The sequence below is a fragment of the Azospirillum brasilense genome, assembly GCF_005222205.1.
Classification (GTDB): domain Bacteria; phylum Pseudomonadota; class Alphaproteobacteria; order Azospirillales; family Azospirillaceae; genus Azospirillum; species Azospirillum brasilense_G.
In genome coordinates this window covers 565,816-583,493 of the sequence record NZ_CP032349.1, presented here as the reverse complement: position 1 = coordinate 583,493, position 17,678 = coordinate 565,816, and the positions used below count along the sequence as shown (strand labels likewise).

The 17,678-nt window shown below is 72.1% G+C and carries 14 protein-coding genes; 12 read left to right on the top strand and 2 right to left on the bottom strand.

Translation table 11 applies throughout. The features are described from left to right. Window positions 1-18: 18 nt before the first annotated feature. Window positions 19-1,044, bottom strand: a complete 1,026-nt coding sequence (locus tag D3869_RS31785; RefSeq protein ID WP_137143574.1) for a FecR family protein — start codon at window positions 1,042-1,044, stop codon at window positions 19-21. A 206-nt stretch (window positions 1,045-1,250) separates the two neighbouring features. On the opposite strand from D3869_RS31785, the gene D3869_RS31780 reads away from it, so the two are divergent. The 6 genes from D3869_RS31780 (at window position 1,251) to D3869_RS31755 (ending at window position 10,091) form a co-directional block, all read left to right on the top strand. Continuing rightward, complete coding sequence (locus D3869_RS31780) at window positions 1,251-2,918, top strand: cyclic peptide export ABC transporter (RefSeq protein ID WP_137143573.1); 1,668 nt, start codon at window positions 1,251-1,253, stop codon at window positions 2,916-2,918. Window positions 2,919-3,008: 90 nt separating this feature from the next. Beyond that, window positions 3,009-5,255 (top strand): TonB-dependent siderophore receptor, encoded by a 2,247-nt coding sequence (locus D3869_RS31775; protein WP_137143572.1) that lies wholly within the window; start codon window positions 3,009-3,011, stop codon window positions 5,253-5,255. A gap of 10 nt (window positions 5,256-5,265) precedes the next feature. Then, window positions 5,266-6,204: an ABC transporter substrate-binding protein gene (locus D3869_RS31770; protein ID WP_137143571.1), complete on the top strand. Its 939-nt coding sequence runs from the start codon at window positions 5,266-5,268 to the stop codon at window positions 6,202-6,204. Beyond that, the gene (gene fhuB / locus D3869_RS31765) at window positions 6,197-8,191 is read left to right on the top strand and encodes a Fe(3+)-hydroxamate ABC transporter permease FhuB (protein ID WP_247896087.1); all 1,995 of its coding nucleotides are present in this window, start codon (window positions 6,197-6,199) and stop codon (window positions 8,189-8,191) included. The genes D3869_RS31770 and fhuB overlap by 8 nt, the downstream gene beginning before the upstream one ends. After that, the gene (locus D3869_RS31760; RefSeq protein WP_137143570.1) at window positions 8,191-9,306 is read left to right on the top strand and encodes a siderophore-interacting protein; all 1,116 of its coding nucleotides are present in this window, start codon (window positions 8,191-8,193) and stop codon (window positions 9,304-9,306) included. Before fhuB ends, D3869_RS31760 begins: the two co-directional genes overlap by 1 nt. Continuing rightward, a complete protein-coding gene (locus D3869_RS31755; RefSeq protein WP_137143569.1) occupies window positions 9,303-10,091 on the top strand; it encodes an ATP-binding cassette domain-containing protein in 789 nt (262 codons plus the stop codon). The genes D3869_RS31760 and D3869_RS31755 overlap by 4 nt, the downstream gene beginning before the upstream one ends. Window positions 10,092-10,103: 12 nt before the next feature. On the opposite strand, the gene D3869_RS31750 is transcribed toward D3869_RS31755, so the two are convergent. Next, a complete protein-coding gene (locus D3869_RS31750) occupies window positions 10,104-10,712 on the bottom strand; it encodes a TetR/AcrR family transcriptional regulator (protein WP_137143568.1) in 609 nt (202 codons plus the stop codon). 126 nt (window positions 10,713-10,838) lie between these two features. On the opposite strand from D3869_RS31750, the gene D3869_RS31745 reads away from it, so the two are divergent. The 6 genes from D3869_RS31745 to D3869_RS31720 all read left to right on the top strand — a co-directional run bounded on the left by D3869_RS31745 (window position 10,839) and on the right by D3869_RS31720 (window position 17,617). After that, window positions 10,839-11,594, top strand: a complete 756-nt coding sequence (locus D3869_RS31745; protein ID WP_109067882.1) for an SDR family oxidoreductase — start codon at window positions 10,839-10,841, stop codon at window positions 11,592-11,594. A gap of 25 nt (window positions 11,595-11,619) precedes the next feature. Then, on the top strand, window positions 11,620-12,813 hold the full coding sequence (locus D3869_RS31740; RefSeq protein WP_137143567.1) for an acetyl-CoA C-acyltransferase: 1,194 nt from the start codon (window positions 11,620-11,622) through the stop codon (window positions 12,811-12,813). 28 nt (window positions 12,814-12,841) lie between these two features. After that, entirely contained in the window at window positions 12,842-14,128 is a 1,287-nt protein-coding gene (locus D3869_RS31735; RefSeq protein WP_137143566.1) for an MFS transporter, read from the top strand. A 300-nt stretch (window positions 14,129-14,428) separates the two neighbouring features. After that, entirely contained in the window at window positions 14,429-15,427 is a 999-nt protein-coding gene (locus tag D3869_RS31730; RefSeq protein ID WP_137143565.1) for a LysR family transcriptional regulator, read from the top strand. Between the two features lie 136 nt (window positions 15,428-15,563). After that, complete coding sequence (locus tag D3869_RS31725) at window positions 15,564-16,415, top strand: alpha/beta hydrolase (RefSeq protein ID WP_137143564.1); 852 nt, start codon at window positions 15,564-15,566, stop codon at window positions 16,413-16,415. 20 nt (window positions 16,416-16,435) lie between these two features. Then, complete coding sequence (locus D3869_RS31720) at window positions 16,436-17,617, top strand: efflux RND transporter periplasmic adaptor subunit (protein ID WP_137143563.1); 1,182 nt, start codon at window positions 16,436-16,438, stop codon at window positions 17,615-17,617. Window positions 17,618-17,678 lie beyond the last annotated feature (61 nt).

The window sequence follows — 17,678 nt, the reverse complement described above, 5'->3', positions numbered from 1 at the left end:
GCTGGTGACCCTGCGGTCTCAGCGGGCGGAGAGGAGCAGCGCGCCGTCCTTCGCGGCGATCGTCACCGGCAGCACCCGCGGCAGCGACGCCACCACGCGATCGAGGTCGGCGATGTCGTACACGCCGCCGATGCGCATCGCCCCGACCCGGCGGTCGGCCAAGCGCAGCGGCTGCGACAGGTAGGGGTTCAGCAGCGGGACCGCCTCGGCCAGGGTGATGTCGTCGAACACCAGCTTGCCCTCGCGCCAGGACAGGACCCGCGCCGGATCGACGCGCGCGACGCTGCCGAACCGGCTGTCGCGGGCGAAGCGGCCCTGCTGGCCCGGCGTCAGCCGCAGGGGTTCCTCCCCCGCCGCGGCAGCGGCGCTCACGGTCACCGCCCCTTCGGCCAGCGTCACGGCCAGCTCGCCGTCGTTGGCCCAGACATTGAACTTGGTTCCCGTCACCCGGACCCGATGGGCGGCGGTGAAGACGGTGAAGGGCCGCGCGGCATCGCCCGCGACCGCGAAGTAGGCCTCGCCACGGTCCATCAGCACGCTGCGGCGGTCGCGGAACTGGGCGTAGAACAGGGTGGTGCGGACGTTCAGGTCCACCGTCGAGCCGTCCGGCAGATCGACCACGCGGTGCCGGTCGCCGCCGAGGAAGACGTCCACCGTGCCGGGCAGCAGGCCGAACGACCAGCCCACCGGCCAGCCGACGGCCAGGACCGCCGCGATGCCGGCCGCCAAGGCCCAGCGCCGCCGCCGTCCCGGGGTTCGGACGGCAACGGCGTCCGAACCCCGTCCGCGCACAGGCGCAGGCCGCGCCGCTTCCGGAGTGGGCACGACGGCAAGGCTTGCGGTCACCCGCGGCCGCAATCCGGCGGACAGACCCCAGAGTTCCCGCATCGCGTCGAATTCCGCCACATGGCGCGGGTCCTCCCGGCACCAGCGCTCGAAAGCGGCCCGGTCGGCGTCGCTCGCCTCCTCCGCTTGCAGGCGCAGGCACCAGTCCGCCGCCTCTTCGGTCACGCGGTCGTCGTCGGAAGGATGGGACGGAGGCATACAGGCGCGCTCGGCTCCGGAAATCGTCTGCCAGCTATAGGGCAGACCGGGACCGGATCGCAAGACGGGGCGGATCGCCGCACCGGCCCGGCAAGCGCCGTTTCAGTTTCGCGCCGCTGGTTCGTCCTAGTCAGGAGGGCCGTGCGCCCCCGCCCCCGGCGGGGCTGCGCACCGGCCGCCATCCGTCCCGTCCCCCAGGAAAGCCGATGCCGACGCCCCCCCGTTCCAGCCTTGCCGCGCTGCTCCACCTCCTGCGCCCCTTCTGGCCGCTGCTGGCCGCCGCCACCCTGCTGGGGGTGCTGGGCGGGCTCAGCGTGACCGGGCTGCTGGCCGCCATCAACCGCATCCTGCACGCCGGGGACAGCCCCGGCGCGGGGCTCCTGCTGGCCTTCGCCGGGCTGTGCGCCCTGGCGCTGGCCGGTTCGGTTCTCTCCGACATCGGCACCAACCGGATCGGGCAGCGGGTCATCGCGCGGCTGCGCAAGGATCTGGGCGACCGCATCCTGACAGCACCAATCGACCAGTTGGAGCGCTACCGCAGCCACCGCCTGATCCCGGTGCTGACCCACGACGTGGACACCATCAGCGACTTCGCCTTCGTCTTCGCGCCGCTGGCGGTGTCGCTCAGCGTCACGCTGGGCAGCCTCGTTTATCTGGCGCTGCTGTCCTGGCCGATGTTCCTGGCGACGGCGGCGGCCATCCTGATCGGCAGCGCCGTGCAGTACGCCGCGCGCGGCCGCGGCATCGAGGGCTTCCAGGAAGCCCGCGCCCACGAGGACGAGTTGCAGAAGCACTACCGCTCGCTGGCGGAAGGGGCGAAGGAATTGCGCATCAACCGGCCGCGCCGCCTGCGCCTGCAGAGCGAGGCGCTGCGCGGGACCATCGACCGCATTTACGAGGTCCAGATCCGCTCGATCACCCTCTTCGTCGTCGCCAAGGGGTTCGGCTCAACGCTGTTCTTCATCGTCATCGGCGTGGCGCTCGGCGTCGAGGCGATGTGGCCCAGCACCGACCGGGCGACGCTGAGCGGCTTCATCCTGGTCCTGCTCTACATGAAGGGGCCGCTGGAGCATCTGATCGGCACACTGCCCATCGTCAGCCGCGCCCAGGTCGCCTTCCGCCGCATCGCCGAGCTGTCGGCGGCCTTCGCCTCGCCGGAGCCGCATCTGCTGATGAAGGACGACGGTCGCCCGTCCGAAACCATCGGCTCGCTGGAGCTGCGCGACGTCCGCTACGCCTACCCGCCGGCCGGGCCGGGCGTGGAGCCCTTTATGCTCGGCCCCGTGTCGCTGCGGGTCGGGCGCGGCGAGATCCTGTTCATCGTCGGCGAGAACGGCTGCGGCAAGACCACGCTGATCAAGATGCTGCTCGGCCTCTACCCCCCGCAGGACGGGGACATCCTGCTGAACGGCCGGCCGGTGACGCCGGAGACGCGCGACGACTACCGACAGCTCTTCACCACCATCTTCGCCGACTATTTCCTGTTCGACGACCTGATCCAGGCGGGCGGTAACGTGCCGGAGGAGGCCCAGGCCTATCTGGAGCGGCTGGAGATCGCCCACAAGGTCAGTCTGGTCGACGGGGTGTTCAGCACGACCGACCTGTCCACCGGACAGCGCAAGCGGCTGGCCCTGCTCCAGGCCTGGACGGACGGACGGCCGGTGCTGGTGTTCGACGAATGGGCTGCCGACCAGGACCCGGCCTTCCGCCGGATCTTCTACACCGAGCTGTTGCCGAGCCTGAAGGCGATGGGCAAGACGATCATCGTCATCTCCCACGACGACCGCTATTTCGACGTGGCCGACCATCTGCTCCGGTTGACCGCCGGAACGGTCGCCCAGGAAAAATTCACACCGGCGGAAAAATCCCCTTAAGTTCCGCCTACCCCCTTCGTCTTAGAGCCAGGAGACGGGTTTCGCAGGACGCGGAACCCGCCGGATCGAGCGTCATTCGGGGGATTGGAGATGGAGATTGGGGTTGGGCTGGCCGGACCGGCCGGTCGTCCGGCGACGGGCAAGCGCGGACGTCTGAAGGCTTTCCTGCTGGCGACGACGATGGCCGGAATGGCGGCTTTGGCACACCAGCCAACCGCCCTGGCGCAGCAGCCGGACGCCGGACAGGCCGGTGGCGGATCGGCCGGCAACGCCACGGTTCTCGCCCCGCTCACCGTCCAGGGCGTTGTCGGCGGCACCGATGGCTATGTCGCAACGCGCAGCGCCGTCGGCACCAAGGTGGACACGCCGCTCGTCGAGATTCCGCAGACGATCTCCGTCGTGACCCGCGAGGAGCTGGACCAGCGCGCCGTGCAGGATTTCGCCGGTGCTGTCGCCTACTCGCCCGGCATCGTCGTGGTCGATTATCCGGGCGGCCCCGGCGCCCCGGACTTCTCGATGCGCGGCTTCCGCGACTTCAGCCTGTTCGGCATCTACCGCGACGGCCTGCGGGCCGGTTTCAACAACTACGACACCAATTTCGAGCCCTACGGGCTGGAGCGCGTCGACGTCGTGAAGGGACCCTCGTCGGTCCTGTTCGGCCAGACCTCGCCCGGCGGCGTGGTGAACCTGACCACCAAGCGGCCGACCGCGACCCCACTGCACGAAATCCAGCTTCAGACCGGCAGCTACAAGCGCCGTCAGGCCGCCTTCGATTTCGGCGGGCCGGTCGATGGTGAGGGCAAGGTGCTCTACCGCCTGACCGGGCTCGGCCGCCTGTCCGACACCCAGGTGGACCACGCGCCGGACGACCGCCTCTACATCGCGCCGGCGGTGACCTTCAAGCCGACCGACAGGACCAAGCTGACCCTGCTCGCCAGCTACCAGTCGCTGAAGATGAGCGGGTCGGAGCAGAGCATCCCGCGCAGCGCGCTCGACCTCATCGGCACCGACCTCTATTTCGGCGTTCCGGGCGTGTCCGACTGGCGGGTGAAGAACACGTCGATCGGCTACGAGGTCGAGCATGAGCTGAGCCCGAGCTGGACGATCCACCAGAACGCCCGCTACATGCATTCGCGGGTGAGCTTCCAGTCCGCCTTCAGCACCGAATGGCCGGTCGAGCTGGTGGACGGCCGCTATTACCCGGTGGGGCTGCAGGACCGCCCGAAGAACACCGACACCTACCTGATCGACAGCAACATCCAGGGCAGGCTGACCACCGGCCCGATCTCGCACACCATCCTGGCCGGCGTCGATTACGGCTACTACTCCGGCAAGGAGACGCGGCGGAACACGCTGAATTCGCTGGTCGTCGACATCTTCAACCCGACCTATCCGGGGACGGAGTTCATCTACGCCGACCCCTGGGTGAACGGGAAGAGCAAGCTGTCGCAGATCGGCGCCTACCTCCAGGACCAGCTGCGCTACGACAACTGGATCCTGACGCTCAGCGGCCGTCAGGACTGGGTGGTCGGCAAGGAGGTCGACTACCTCTCCAACAGCTTCCAGACCACGCGCGACCACGACTTCACCGGGCGCGCCGGCCTCGGCTACGTCTTCGACAACGGCATCGCGCCCTACGTCAGCTACGCGACCTCGTTCCAGCCGAGCACCGGCACGCTGGCGCCGGAACGCGGCGGCGGCACCTTCAAGCCGACCACCGGCACGCAGTACGAGGTGGGCGTGAAGTACCAGCCGACGGGCTGGAACAGCTTCATCTCCGCCTCGCTCTACCACATCACCCAGCAGAACGTGTCGACCAACGACCCGCTCTACAGCGGCTACGCCGTGCAGGAGGGCGAGATCCGCAGCCGCGGCGTCGAGCTGGAGGGCAAGATGGCGCTGACGGAGGCGTTCAGCCTGATCGCCTCCTACGCCTTCATCGACGCCGAGATCACCAAGGACAACCCCGCCGTCGGTTCCTCCACCAGCTCGGTCGGGCTGCGGCCGAAGGGGATTCCGCGCCACATGGCCTCGGCCTGGGGCGACTACACCTTCAAGGCGGGGCCGCTGGACGGTCTCGGTCTCGGGGCGGGGGTGCGCTATGTCGGCTCGTCCAAGAACATCGCCAACACCGCGAGCATCCCCGAGCACGCGCTGATCGACGCCGCCATCCGCTACGACCTGGGCGCCCTGCGTCCGGAGCTGGCGGGGGCCAGCGCCGCGCTCAACGTCAGCAACCTGACCGACAAAAAGTACTATTCGCCGGGCTTCTACGACAACACCGTGCTGTACGGCAACCGCCGCCAGATCCTGGCGACGCTGAAGTACAGCTGGTAAGGCCTCCCCGATGCCCGGCATCAACGGCACCGTCGGCCGGCGCCGCGTCCTCCGCACCGCCGCCCTGCTGCCTGCCGCCCTGCTCCCTGCCGGCCTGATGGCCGGCGGCGCATGGTCGGCGGAGCGAAGGACGGACGGCGGACTCTGCGCGCTCGACTGGACGAGCGCGCAGGCGCTGCTGGCGCTGGGCATCGTTCCGCGCGGCCTGCCCGAGCTTGACCGCTACCGCCGGGCCGTGGTCGAACCGGCGGTGCCGGACGGCGTCCCGGACATCGGCGCGCGGGCGGAGCCGAACCTGGAGCTGCTCGACCGGCTGGCGCCGGCGCGGTTCGTCAGCGACGGCACATTGTCGGCGGTGCAGGGCCGGCTGGAGCGGATCGCCCCCGTCACCCTCCACCCGCCCTTCGACACCCGGTCCGACGGGGATGGGCAACCCGGTGGACAACTCGCCTTCGCCATCGCGTCGCTGCGCGGGCTGGCCGCCGGCCTCGGCGTGCCGGAGGCGGCGGAACAGGCGGTCGCCCGGCTCGACCGCGCGCTGGCGGCGGCGCGCGACCGGCTGTCCGGATGGGAGCCGCGCCCGCTCCACATCCTCAGCGTCCTCGACGGGCGGCGCGTCCTCATCCACGGGCGCAACAGCCTCTATCACGACGTCCTCGACCGGCTGGGGATCGCGAACGCCTGGACCGGCCCCAGCGGCCCCTACGGCCACGCCACGGTGACCATGGACCGGCTGGCCGGGCGTCCCGACGCCGGGCTGGTCAACATCGGCAGCGAGGGCGGGCGGGCGCTGGAGGCGCTGGCCGCCCTGCCTCTGTTCGCGGGGCTGCCCTTCCTGCGCGAAGGCCGGGTCACCATCCTGCCGCCCATCCTGTTCTACGGCGGCGTCCCGGCGGCGGAGCGCTTCGCCCGCCTGCTCGGCGAAGGGCTTGCCCCGCATCATGGCTGACACCGCGATGGCACCCCCGTCCCGCCGCCTCGGCCCCGCCTGGCCGGTCATCGGCCTGTTCCTGCTGGCCGGGCTGGTGTCCGCCCTCGTCCTTGAGCGGCAATTGCCGGCCGGGCTGTGGGGGCGGGCGCTCGTCGCTCCCGACCCGGGGCGGCTCGACCAGCTCGCCGCCCATTACGTCCTGTTCCCGCGCTTCGCGGTCGCCCTGCTGGTCGGGGCGGCGCTGGGACTCGCCGGGGCCATCCTGCAGCAGGTCCTGCGCAACCCGCTGGCCGAGCCCGCCACGCTGGGCATCTCCGCCGGCGCCCACCTGTCGCTCGCCGTCGCCACGCTGTGGCTGCCCGACGCGCTGGCGCTGGGGCGGGAATGGGTGGCGCTGGCCGGCGCCGGGCTGTCGGCGGCGGCGCTGCTGGCGCTGTCCTGGCGCAAGGGGCTGTCGCCGGTCACCGTCGTTCTCGCCGGCCTCGTCCTCAGCCTCTACGCCGGGTCGGTCAGCGGCGTGATGGTGCTGTTCAATCACGACCTGCTGATCGGCCTGTTCCTGTGGGGCGCCGGCTTCCTCGACCAGCAGGACTGGAGCGTGGCCGCCTTCCTGGCGCCGCGGCTGACGGTGCTGGCGCTCGCCGCCGCGCTGGTGCTGCGCCCGCTGGTCCTGCTCGGCCTCGGCGAGGGCGGGGCGCGCAGCCTGGGCCTGTCGGTGGCGGGCGCCCGGCTGGCCGGTCTGGTGATCGCGGTGATGCTGGCGGCGCTGAGCGTCGCCGCCGTCGGCGTGGTCAGCTTCGTCGGGCTGGCCGCCCCGACCATCGTCGGCATGGCCGGCGCCCGCCGGCTGGGTCCGCGCCTGCTCTGGGCGACGCTGTGCGGCGGCGCCCTGCTGTGGGCGACCGACGCCCTGGTGCTGCTGGCCCCGGTCACCTACCGCGAACTGCCGACCGGCGCCGTCACCGCGGTGCTGGGCGTGCCGATGCTGCTGTGGCTGCTGCCCCGCCTGCGCACGGCGGCACCGCCGGTCATCGCCGCTGCTGCGCCGCCGCCGCGGGCGCACCGCCCGGCGTTGCTGCTCGCCGGCGGCGCCCTGCTGCTGCCGCTGGCCCTGTGGGCGGCGGTCGCCGCCGGCCGCGGTCCGGACGGCTGGGAGTGGAGTGCCGGCGGCGCCCTTGCCGCGGTGGAGCCCTGGCGCCTGCCACGGGCGCTCGCCGCGCTGTCCGGCGGGGCGATGCTGGCGGTGGCCGGCGCCACGCTGCAGCGGATGACCGGCAACCCGCTGGCGGCGCCGGAAATCCTCGGCGTGTCCTCCGGCGCGATCCTCGGTGTGATCGTTCTGATGTTCTCCGCCGAAACCCCCAGCCGCGGCGCCCAGATCCTGGCCGGTGGGGCGGGAGCGGCGGCGGTGCTGGCGGCGATGCTGGCGCTCGGCCACAGGGACGGCTTTTCGCCCGACCGGCTGCTGCTGGCCGGGATCGCCACCAGCTCCATCTCCGGGGTCGTCGTCGCCGTCCTGATGGCCGGGCACGACCCGCGCCTGCAGACGCTCGTCACCTGGCTGTCCGGTTCGACCTACATGGTCGGCCCGGCCGACGCGCTGGCGGCGCTGCTGCTGGCCGGGATCGCCGTCGCCGCCGTCCCCTTCGTCGCCCGATGGCTCGACCTGCTGCCGCTCGGCGGCGGGGTGGCGGCGGCGCTGGGGGTCAGCCCGCCGCTCAGCCGCGCCGTCCTGTTCAGCCTGTCGGCGCTGCTGACCGCGGCGGCGACGCTGATCGTCGGGCCGCTGAGCTTCGTCGGGCTGATGGGGCCGCACCTCGCCCGCATGCTCGGCCTGCAGCGGGCGGCGGCCCATCTCCTCGGCTCCGCCCTGCTCGGCGGGCTGGTCATGCTGGCGGCCGACTGGCTTGGACGCGGCGTGATCTTCCCCTATCAAGTGCCGGCCGGGCTGCTCGCGTCCGTGATCGGCGGCCCCTTTCTCCTCTGGCTTCTGGGACGGCGCTGATGACCCGCTTCCACTGCGACACCGCGATTCCCCAAGACCTCCTCCCCGGCACCCCCGCCGCCGCCGCGGACTGGCTGGTCGCCGCCTCCGAGCCCTACGGCCTGACATTCACCCGCGACGGCAACCGCCTGACGACGGACGGGCCGTTCGGCCGCCTGACGCTGACCGTTGGCACGGACGCGCTGCGCCTGCGGGCGGAGTCGGACGACCGAGGGCTTCTGGAGCGGTTCCGCGGCTCCGTCACCGAGCAGTTGCTCGGCCTGCTCGGGGAGGACGCGGCGATCGTCTGGACCGGCGACGTCGAGACCGGGGCGCTGTTCGCCGATTTCCGCGAAATCCGCGTCGCCGCCGTCCGCGACCTGACCCCGCGCCTGCGCCGCATCACCTTCCGCGGCCGGGACCTCGGCCGCTTCGCGACGTCGGACAACCTGCATGTCCGCCTCTATCTGCCGCCGCCGGGGCTGGAGGTGCCGTCCTGGCCGCGCCCCGGCCCCGACGGGCGGCCGGTCCTGCCCGACCCCGAGCGCCGGCCGGCGGTCCGCTACTACACCCTGCGGCGCGTCGACGCCGACGCCGGCGAGCTGGACATCGACGTCGTCCTGCACGAGGACGACCACCATGATGACGGCCATAATGACGGCCATTCCGGCGAGGCCCCCGGCGCCGACTTCGCCCGGCGGGCGCGGCCCGGCGACCTCTGCGGCATGTCCGGCCCCTACGGGCTCGGCGTTTCCCCGGCCTCCTGGTACCTGCTGGCCGGCGACGAGACGGCCCTCCCCGCCATCGCCCGCATCCTGGAGGAGCTGCCGGACGACGCCCGCGGCACCGCCCTGATCGAGGTGGAGGACGCGGCGGACGAACTGCCGCTCCAGGCCCCCGCAGGGGTCGCCATCCGCTGGCTGCACCGCCGCAACGCCGGGACGGCCAGCCCGCTGGTCGAGGCGGTGCGCGCCCTGCCCCTCCCCGCGGACAGCGCCACCCTGTTCGCCTGGGTCGCCTGCGAGTTCGACGACCTCGCCCGGCTGCGCGAGCATCTGCGGGGATGCGGCATCGACCGCGACCGCATGCTCGCCGTCGCCTACTGGCGGCGCACCCCACCGGGTACGTCGGCATGACGCCCGCCATGGAGCCGATGTTCCGCCTCGACGGGGTGCGCTTCGCCCTGCCGGAGCGCCTCCTTCTCGACCTGCCGTCCTGCGACCTCTTCCCCCACCGGGTGACCGCGCTGATCGGCCACAACGGCTCGGGCAAATCAACCCTGCTGAAGATCCTCGCCCGCCAGCAGCCGGCCAGCAGCGGGCGGGTGCTGTTCGACGGCCGGCCCCTGGACCGCTGGCGGCAGCGGGCGCTCGCCCGCCGCATCGGCTACCTGCCGCAGCACATGCCCGCGGCGTCCGGGCTGCTGGTGCGCGAGCTGGTGGCGCTCGGCCGCTATCCCTGGCACGGCGCGCTCGGCGCCTTCCGCGCGAAGGACGCCCGCAAGGTGGAGGAGGCGCTGGCGCTGACCGACACCGCGCCCTTCGCCGACCGGCTGGTCGACAGCCTGTCGGGCGGCGAGCGGCAGCGGGTGTGGCTGGCCATGCTGATCGCGCAGGACGCCGGCTGCCTGCTGCTCGACGAGCCGATCTCGGCGCTCGACGTCGCCCATCAGGTGGAGGTGCTGGCCCTGGTCCGCCGCCTGTCGCGCGAGCGCGGCATCGGGGTCGTCGCGGTGCTGCACGACGTGAACATGGCGGCGCGCTTCTGCGACGACATCGTCGCCCTGCAGGGCGGGCGGCTGATCGACCGCGGGACCCCGGCCGAGATCATGACGCCCGACCGGCTGGGCGCCGTCTACGGAGTGCCGATGGCGGTGATCCCCCATCCGGACAGCGGCGAGCCGGTCGCGCTGGTGCGCTGAGCACCGGCGGGCTCACGCCCCGCCATTTCCCACGCCGTCCCCCAGGACGCCGAGCTGACGGCGCAGCGCCGCCAGGATCTCCGCCGACCGCTCGGGTTCGGTCGGTGCGGTGGCGCGGGCCAGCGCCATGCCGCCGACCAGGGCCGACACGATGGCGATGGTGCGGTCGCGGCGGCCGGCGTCACCCTCCCCGTCCCTCTCCGGCAGGCGCTTCTCCACCGCCTCGAAGAAACGCTCGACACCGGCGCCGAAGCGCTCCTGCACCGCGGGGTCCTGCCGCGCCACCTCCCCGGCGAAGGCGGCCATCGGGCAGCCAGCGTCCGGACGGTCGCGGTGCCGGTCGCTCAGGTAGCGCGTCAGGAAGGCGTCGAGCGCTCCCTCGGGCGACTCCTCGTCGGCGGGCAGCCGGTCGAGGCTTTCCGTGAAGGCGGCCTCGCACGCCTCGGCGGCCAGCGCGTCCTTCGAGGCGAAATGGCCGTAGAAGCCGCCGTGGGTCAGCCCGGCGGCCTTGGTGATCTCCGCCACCCCGACCTTGTCGAATCCGCGCTCGCGGAACAGGCGTCCCGCCGCCTTGACGATGGCGGCGCGGTTCTCCGCCGCCTTTTCCTTGGAAACCTTCACGTCGTCACCCTGTGCATGGCTGCCACGCCTCCATCGTGGGGGCTTCGGCCGATATTCATGATGGACGTCATGAATAAGTCCATTCATGATGACCATCATCATAGCCCAGCGAGCATGGAGAGGACAATGACGGATATGAGCGGCGGCGTGGCCCTGGTCACCGGCGGCACCTCGGGCATCGGGCGGGCGACGGCGGTGGCCTTCGCCAAGGCAGGCGCCACGGCCATCGTCACCGGGCGGCGCGAGGCGGAGGGGCTGGAGACGGTGGACCTCGTCCGGCAGGCCGGCGGGCGCGCCGTCTTCGTCCAGGCCGACGTCGCCGACGCCGAGGAGGTCGCCGCCCTGTTCGCCCGGATCGAGCGGGACCACGGCCGGCTCGACTACGCCTTCAACAACGCCGGCATCCATTTCGGCCGGTCGGTGGCCGACACGACGGAGGCCGACTTCGACCGCATGGTCGCCGTCAACATCAAGGGCGTCTGGCTGTGCCTGAAGCACGAGCTGCCGATCATGCTGCGGCAGGGCAAGGGCGCCATCGTGTCCACCGGCTCGGTGCTGGGCCAGATCGGGCTGGCCGGCAACAGCGTCTATTCCGCCAGCAAGGCGGCGGTCGAGGGCATGACCCGCAGCGTCGCCATCGAGGTCGCCAAGTCCGGCGTGCGCGTCAACGCCGTCTGCCCGGCGATCATCCAGACGCCGATGAGCGCCGGGTCCTTCGGCGGGGAGGAGGCGGTCAACGCGGCGCTCGGCCCGCTGCACCCGGTCGGTCGCGTCGGCCAGCCGCGCGAGGTCGCCGACACCGTGGTCTGGCTGTGCTCCGACGCCGCGTCCTTCATCACCGGCCAGTCGATCAACGTCGACGGCGGCCTGACGGTGCAGTGATCCCCATCCCATAAAGGAGTTCGCGATCATGGACGCAACGGACCCTGTCGTCATCGTGTCCGCCGCGCGCACGCCGCTCGGCCGTTTCCAGGGGGAGCTGTCGGCTCTGCCCGCCCACGCGCTGGGCGCCCACGCCGTCCGCGCGGCGCTGAGCCGCGCCGGGGTAGCGCCGGAGCGCGTGGACGAGGTTCTGCTCGGCTGCGTTCTGCCCGCCGGCCAGGGGCAGGCGCCGGCCCGGCAGGCGGCGCGCGGCGCCGGTCTGCCCGACGCCACCGGCGCCACCACCGTCAACAAGGTCTGCGGCTCCGGCATGAAGGCGACGATGTTCGCCCACGACCTGATCCGCGCCGGCTCCGCCGACCTCGTGGTCGCCGGCGGCATGGAGTCGATGTCCAACGCGCCCTACCTGCTGGCCAAGGCGCGCGGCGGCTACCGCATCGGGCACGACCGCATCCTCGACCACCTGATGCTCGACGGGCTGGAGGACGCCTATGAGGGCGGGCGCCCGATGGGCGATTTCGGCGAGGCGACCGCCGACCTCTACGGTTTCACCCGCGCCGAGCAGGACGCCTACGCCGTCGAGACGCTGACCCGCGCCCGCGCCGCCATCGCGAGCGGCGCCTTCGCCGCGGAGATCGCGCCCGTCACTCTCGCCGTCAAAGGTGGCGAGCGGACCGTCGCCGACGACGAGAACCCGCTGAAGGTCGCGCCGGAGAAGATTCCTGCCCTGAAGCCGGCCTTCCGCCGCGACGGCACGATCACCGCGGCCAGCTCCTCGGCCAACGCCGACGGGGCGGCGGCGCTGCTGCTCACCCGCCGCTCGCTGGCCGAGCGCGAGGGGCTGCCCGTGATGGCGACCATCCTGGGCCACGCCACCCACAGCCAGGACCCGGCCTGGTTCACCACGGCCCCCATCCCGGCGATCCGCAAGCTCCTCGACCGCGTCGGCTGGGGTGTGGGCGACGTCGATCTGTTCGAGATCAACGAGGCCTTCGCGGTCGTCGCCATGGCGGCGCAGCGCGATCTGGGCATCCCCCGCGACGCGCTGAACGTCAACGGCGGGGCCTGCGCGCTCGGCCACCCGATCGGCGCCACCGGCGCGCGGCTGATCGTGACGCTGCTGCACGCGCTGGCCGCGCGGGGGCTGCGCCGCGGCGTCGCGTCCCTGTGCATCGGCGGCGGCGAAGCCACCGCCATCGCGGTCGAACGGTCCGTCTGACCCTGTCCGCCCAACCGGAAGCACACCCATGCTGTCCTCCCCCATTGCCGCCGCGCTGGCGCGGCGCAACGTCCATTACGGCTGGGCCGTCGTCGGCGTCACCTTCCTGACCATGCTGGTGTCGGCGGGTGCCGTCGGCGCCCCCGGCGTCCTCCTGCTGCCTCTGCAACGCGAGTTCGGCTGGTCCACCGCCGACATCTCGGTGGCGCTCGCCATCCGCCTGCTGCTGTTCGGCCTGATGGGGCCGTTCGCCGCCGCGCTCATCAACCGCTACGGCGTCAAGCGGATGGTGCTGTCCTCGCTGACGCTGGTCAGCGGCGGGCTGCTGCTGTCGCTCGCCATGCGCGAGGTCTGGCAGTTGATCCTGCTGTGGGGCTTCGTCGTCGGCTTCGGCACCGGCCTGACCGCGATGGTGCTGGGCGCCACCGTGGCGACGCGCTGGTTCAGCCGGCGGCGCGGGCTGGTTGTCGGCCTGCTGACCGCCAGCTCGGCCACCGGGCAGCTCGTCTTCATGCCGCTGCTGTCGATGCTGACCGAGCAGATGGGCTGGCGCGTCGCGCTGGCGCTGCTGTGCGGGCTGCTGTGGGTGGCGGCGCTGGCCGTGCTCGCCCTGATGCGCGACCGTCCGTCCGACCTCGGGCTGGCCGCCTATGGCGAGGAGGGCGCGGCGACCGCCCCGCCGCCGCCCGCCGGATCGGTGGTGGCCGCCGCCTTGGGCGCCCTGCGCGACGCGTCGAAGACGCGGGTCTTCTGGGTGCTGTTCGCCACCTTCTTCATCTGCGGGGCGAGCACCAACGGGCTGATCCAGACCCACCTGATCCCGCTCTGCGTCGATTTCGGCGTGCCGGAGGTGCGGGCCGCCGGCCTGCTGGCGCTGATGGGGATCTTCGACTTCGTCGGCACGGTCGCCTCGGGCTGGCTGTCCGACCGCTACGACAACCGCTGGCTCCTGTTCTGGTATTACGGGCTGCGCGGGCTGTCGCTGCTGTTCCTGCCCTATTCCGACTTCACGCTCTACGGCCTGTCTCTGTTCGCGGTGTTCTACGGGCTGGACTGGATCGCCACCGTGCCGCCGACCGTCCGGCTGACGGCGGAGCGCTTCGGGCGGGAGCGCGCCAACCTCGTCTTCGGCTGGGTCTTCGCCGGGCACCAGATCGGCGCCGCCTGCGCCGCCTTCGGGGCCGGCTATGCCCGCAGCACGCTGGACAGCTATCTGCCGGCCTTCTTCATCGCCGGGCTGCTCTGCCTGGGGGCCGCGCTGCTGGTCCCGACGCTGGGCCGCGCCCCGGCCGCCAAGCCGGTGCCGGCCACCTGAGGGAGCCTGCCCGCAGCAAGCGCATCGACTGTTTTAGCCCTCTCCCCTCCGGGGAGAGGGTGGCCCGAAGGGCCGGTGAGGGGGATGCGCGTAGCGGTACGTCCGGCAAAAGCGCACCCCCCTCACCCTAACCCTCTCCCCAGGGGGGAGAGGGGACAACCAAAGCGACTGCCGTCCCGCCCCACCAAAGCCCCATCGACTTCCGGCCGGGCTGTGCTTAGATAGGCGCAGCCCGGCCCGCTCCGTTTGGGTCTATCCAAACACGGGCCGGACCGTCCCCACTGCGTCGATGGACCGACCATGGACAAACTGCACGCGATGCGCGTCTTCGTCCGCGTCGTCGAGGTCAACAGCTTCACCAAGGCCGCCGACACGCTGGGCCTGCCGCGCGCCTCGGTGACGACGACCATCCAGAATCTGGAAGCGGCCCTCGGGGTCCGCCTGCTCCAGCGGACGACCCGCAAGCTGAGCCTGACGCTCGACGGCGCCGCTTATCTGGAGGGCGCCACCCGCATCCTCTCCGACCTGGAGGAGATCGAGACCTCCTTCACCAGCGCCCGCAAGACACCGCGCGGGCGGCTGCGGGTGGACATGCCGGGCTCGGTCGGGCGGCTCATCATCATCCCGACCATCCACGAGTTCCACGCCCGCTACCCCGACATCGAGATCATGATCGGGATGAGCGACCGCCCCATCGACCTGATCCAGGAGGGGGTGGATTGCGTGCTGCGCGTCGGCGATCTGGTGGATTCCAGCCTGATCGCCCGCCGGGTCGGCGCCTTCCGCCCGGTGACCGTCGCCAGCCCGGCCTATCTCGCCCGCCACGGCACGCCCCGGACCCTCGAGGAACTGGAGGGTCACACCGCGGTCAACTACTTCACCCGCACCGGCAAGATGCACGAGATGAGCTTCGAGCGCGACGGCGTCATCCACGAGGTGAGGCTGAACGGCCCGGTCTCGGTCAACGACGCCGACGCCTACGTCACCTGCGCGCTGGAGGGGTTGGGCATCGGGCAGACGGCGCGTTTCATGGCGTTGCCCCACCTGCGCAGCGGCGCCCTGGTGGAGATCCTCAAGGAGTGGCGCCCGGCCCTGATGCCGATCTCCGCGCTCTACCCGCACAACCGCCACCTGTCGCCCAAGGTCCGCGCCTTCGTCGACTGGGTCGCCGAACTGTTCGAGGGCTGCCCGCTGATGCAGGGCGAGGAGATCGACGGCTACGAGTGCCCGGAGCGGGAAAAGCCCAAGCCGGCTCCCGCCACTGCGGAACCGGAGGGTACCCGTCTCTGCGTGGTGTGAGCCGGGCCTCATGTGGATCGGATTGTTCATCCGATCCGAATTGTGTTGCCGTTGACCGCATATTTATTCCGACCGGCCAAACGCCCACACTCCCTCCTGTTGCAATGCGGGAGGGGTGCCGGGGCACCGTCGGATCATGGGCCGCTCGTCGGATCAGTCGAACACACGCAGTACCGGAACGGAGCCATGCCGGCTCTCGGTCGATGACCGGACCATCGCCGGCCATGCCCAGGACATCCGGCTGCGGCTCTACCGGCCGCTGATCGGGCTGACCGTCCCGGCCCTGATCTACCTGCACGGCGGCGGCTTCACCTCCGGTTCGCTGGAGGAGGCGGAAACCGCCGCCGCCGCCATCGCGGAGAGCGTGCCGGCGCTGGTCGTCTCGGTCGGCTACTCCCTGGCCCCGGCCCATTGCTTCCCCACCGCCGCCCACGACGCCCATCAGGCCGCCCTGTGGACCCTCGCCGAAGCCCGCGACCTAAACATCGCCAAGGGCGGGCTGGGCGTCGCCGGGCACGACGCGGGGGGCCATGTCGCCGCCTCGCTGACCTTCCTGGCCCGCGACCAGGGCGAGGTGGACATCCGCGCCCAGGCCCTGCTCGGCCCGATGCTGGACCCCAGCCTGACCCGCGCCGGCGACGCCCAGGCGATGCAGTGCGACGTTCCAGCCACCGCCTACGCCCGCTGCTACCGCGCCTATCTGCCCGACGCGGCGCAGCGCGTGCACCCCTATGCCGCACCGCTGGATTCCCGCAGGCTGGCCGGCCTGCCGCCGACGCTGATCGTCACCGCGCAAAAGGACGTCCTGCGCATCGAGGCGGAGCAGTACGCCGCCAACCTGATCGGAGCCGGTGTGCCCACCGAGGTCACCCGCTTCCCCGCCATTTCGCACGCCGCCCTGCCCGGCCATCGCCCGGCGCTGCTGGCGGTCGCCGACTTTTTCCGCCGCCGCCTGTCCTCCGCGGACGGCCGCGGCGTCCCCGTCTGACTCCCCAGGAGAGTGGTCCCATGTCGTTGTCTCCTTCGAAGCTCGCCCTCCTTCTCGCCGTCGGCGCCGCGACCGCCGGTGTCGCCGGCGTCGTCGCCACCCAGGGCCACGCCGACGCCCCCGCGGCGTCTGCCGCCGCCCCGCCGCCGCCCGAGGTGGACGTGGCGCCGGTCGTCGCCCGCAAGATCACCGACTGGCAGTCCTACTCGGGCCGCCTGGAGGCGGTCGACCGGGTGGAGGTGCGCCCGCAGGTGTCGGGCGCCATCACCGCCGTGCATTTCCGCAACGGCGCCCTGGTGAAGAAGGGCGATCCCCTCTTCACCATCGACCCGCGCCCCCACGTCGCCGAGGTCGCCCGCGCCGAGGCCCAGGTCGCCGCCGCGCAGGCCGCGGTGCGCTTCACCGCCGCCGATCTCGACCGCGCCCAGCGGCTGGTACAGAACAACACGGTCTCGCGCCAGACCCTGGACGAGAAGGAGAACGCCGCCCGCGAGGCGGTCGCCAACCTAAAGGCGGCGCAGGCCGCCCTCGACCTCGCCCGCATCGACCTGGAGCACACCCAGGTGACCGCCCCGATCTCCGGCCGCGTCTCGCGCGCCGAGGCGACGGTGGGCAACGTCGTGGCGTCCGGCGCCTCCGCCGCCCCGCTGACGACGCTGGTCTCGGTCTCGCCGATCTACGCCTCCTTCGACGTCGACGAACAGACCTACCTGCGCCACATCGCCAACGTGAAGGACGCCGCCGACGTGCCGGTCCAGCTCGGCCTCGCCAACGAGAGCGGCTATTCGCGCGGCGGCACGGTGGAGCATGTGGACAACCGCCTCGATTCCGTGTCCGGCACCATCCGCGTGCGCGCCAAGTTCGACAATCCGGACGGGATGCTGGTCCCCGGCCTCTACGCCCGCGTCAAGGTCGGCGGCAGCACCCCTCACGACGCGCTGATGGTCGAGGACCGCGCCATCAACACCGACCAGGACAAGAAATTCGTCCTGGTGGTCGGCGGCGACGACACGGTGCAGTACCGCGAGATCATCCCCGGCGCTGCGCAGAACGGGCTGCGGGTGGTCAAGAGCGGCCTCGCCGCCGGGGAGCGCATCGTCGTCAACGGCCTCCAGCATGCCCGCCCCGGCGCCCGCATCAGCCCGAAGACCGTGGCGATGGGCAAGCCGGCGGACGCCATCGAGACCGCCGCGAACCAGTAACAGCCGGCCCCTCCCCAACCCTCCCCCGCTGCGCGGGAGAGGGAGTCCGTCGCAGCCCCTC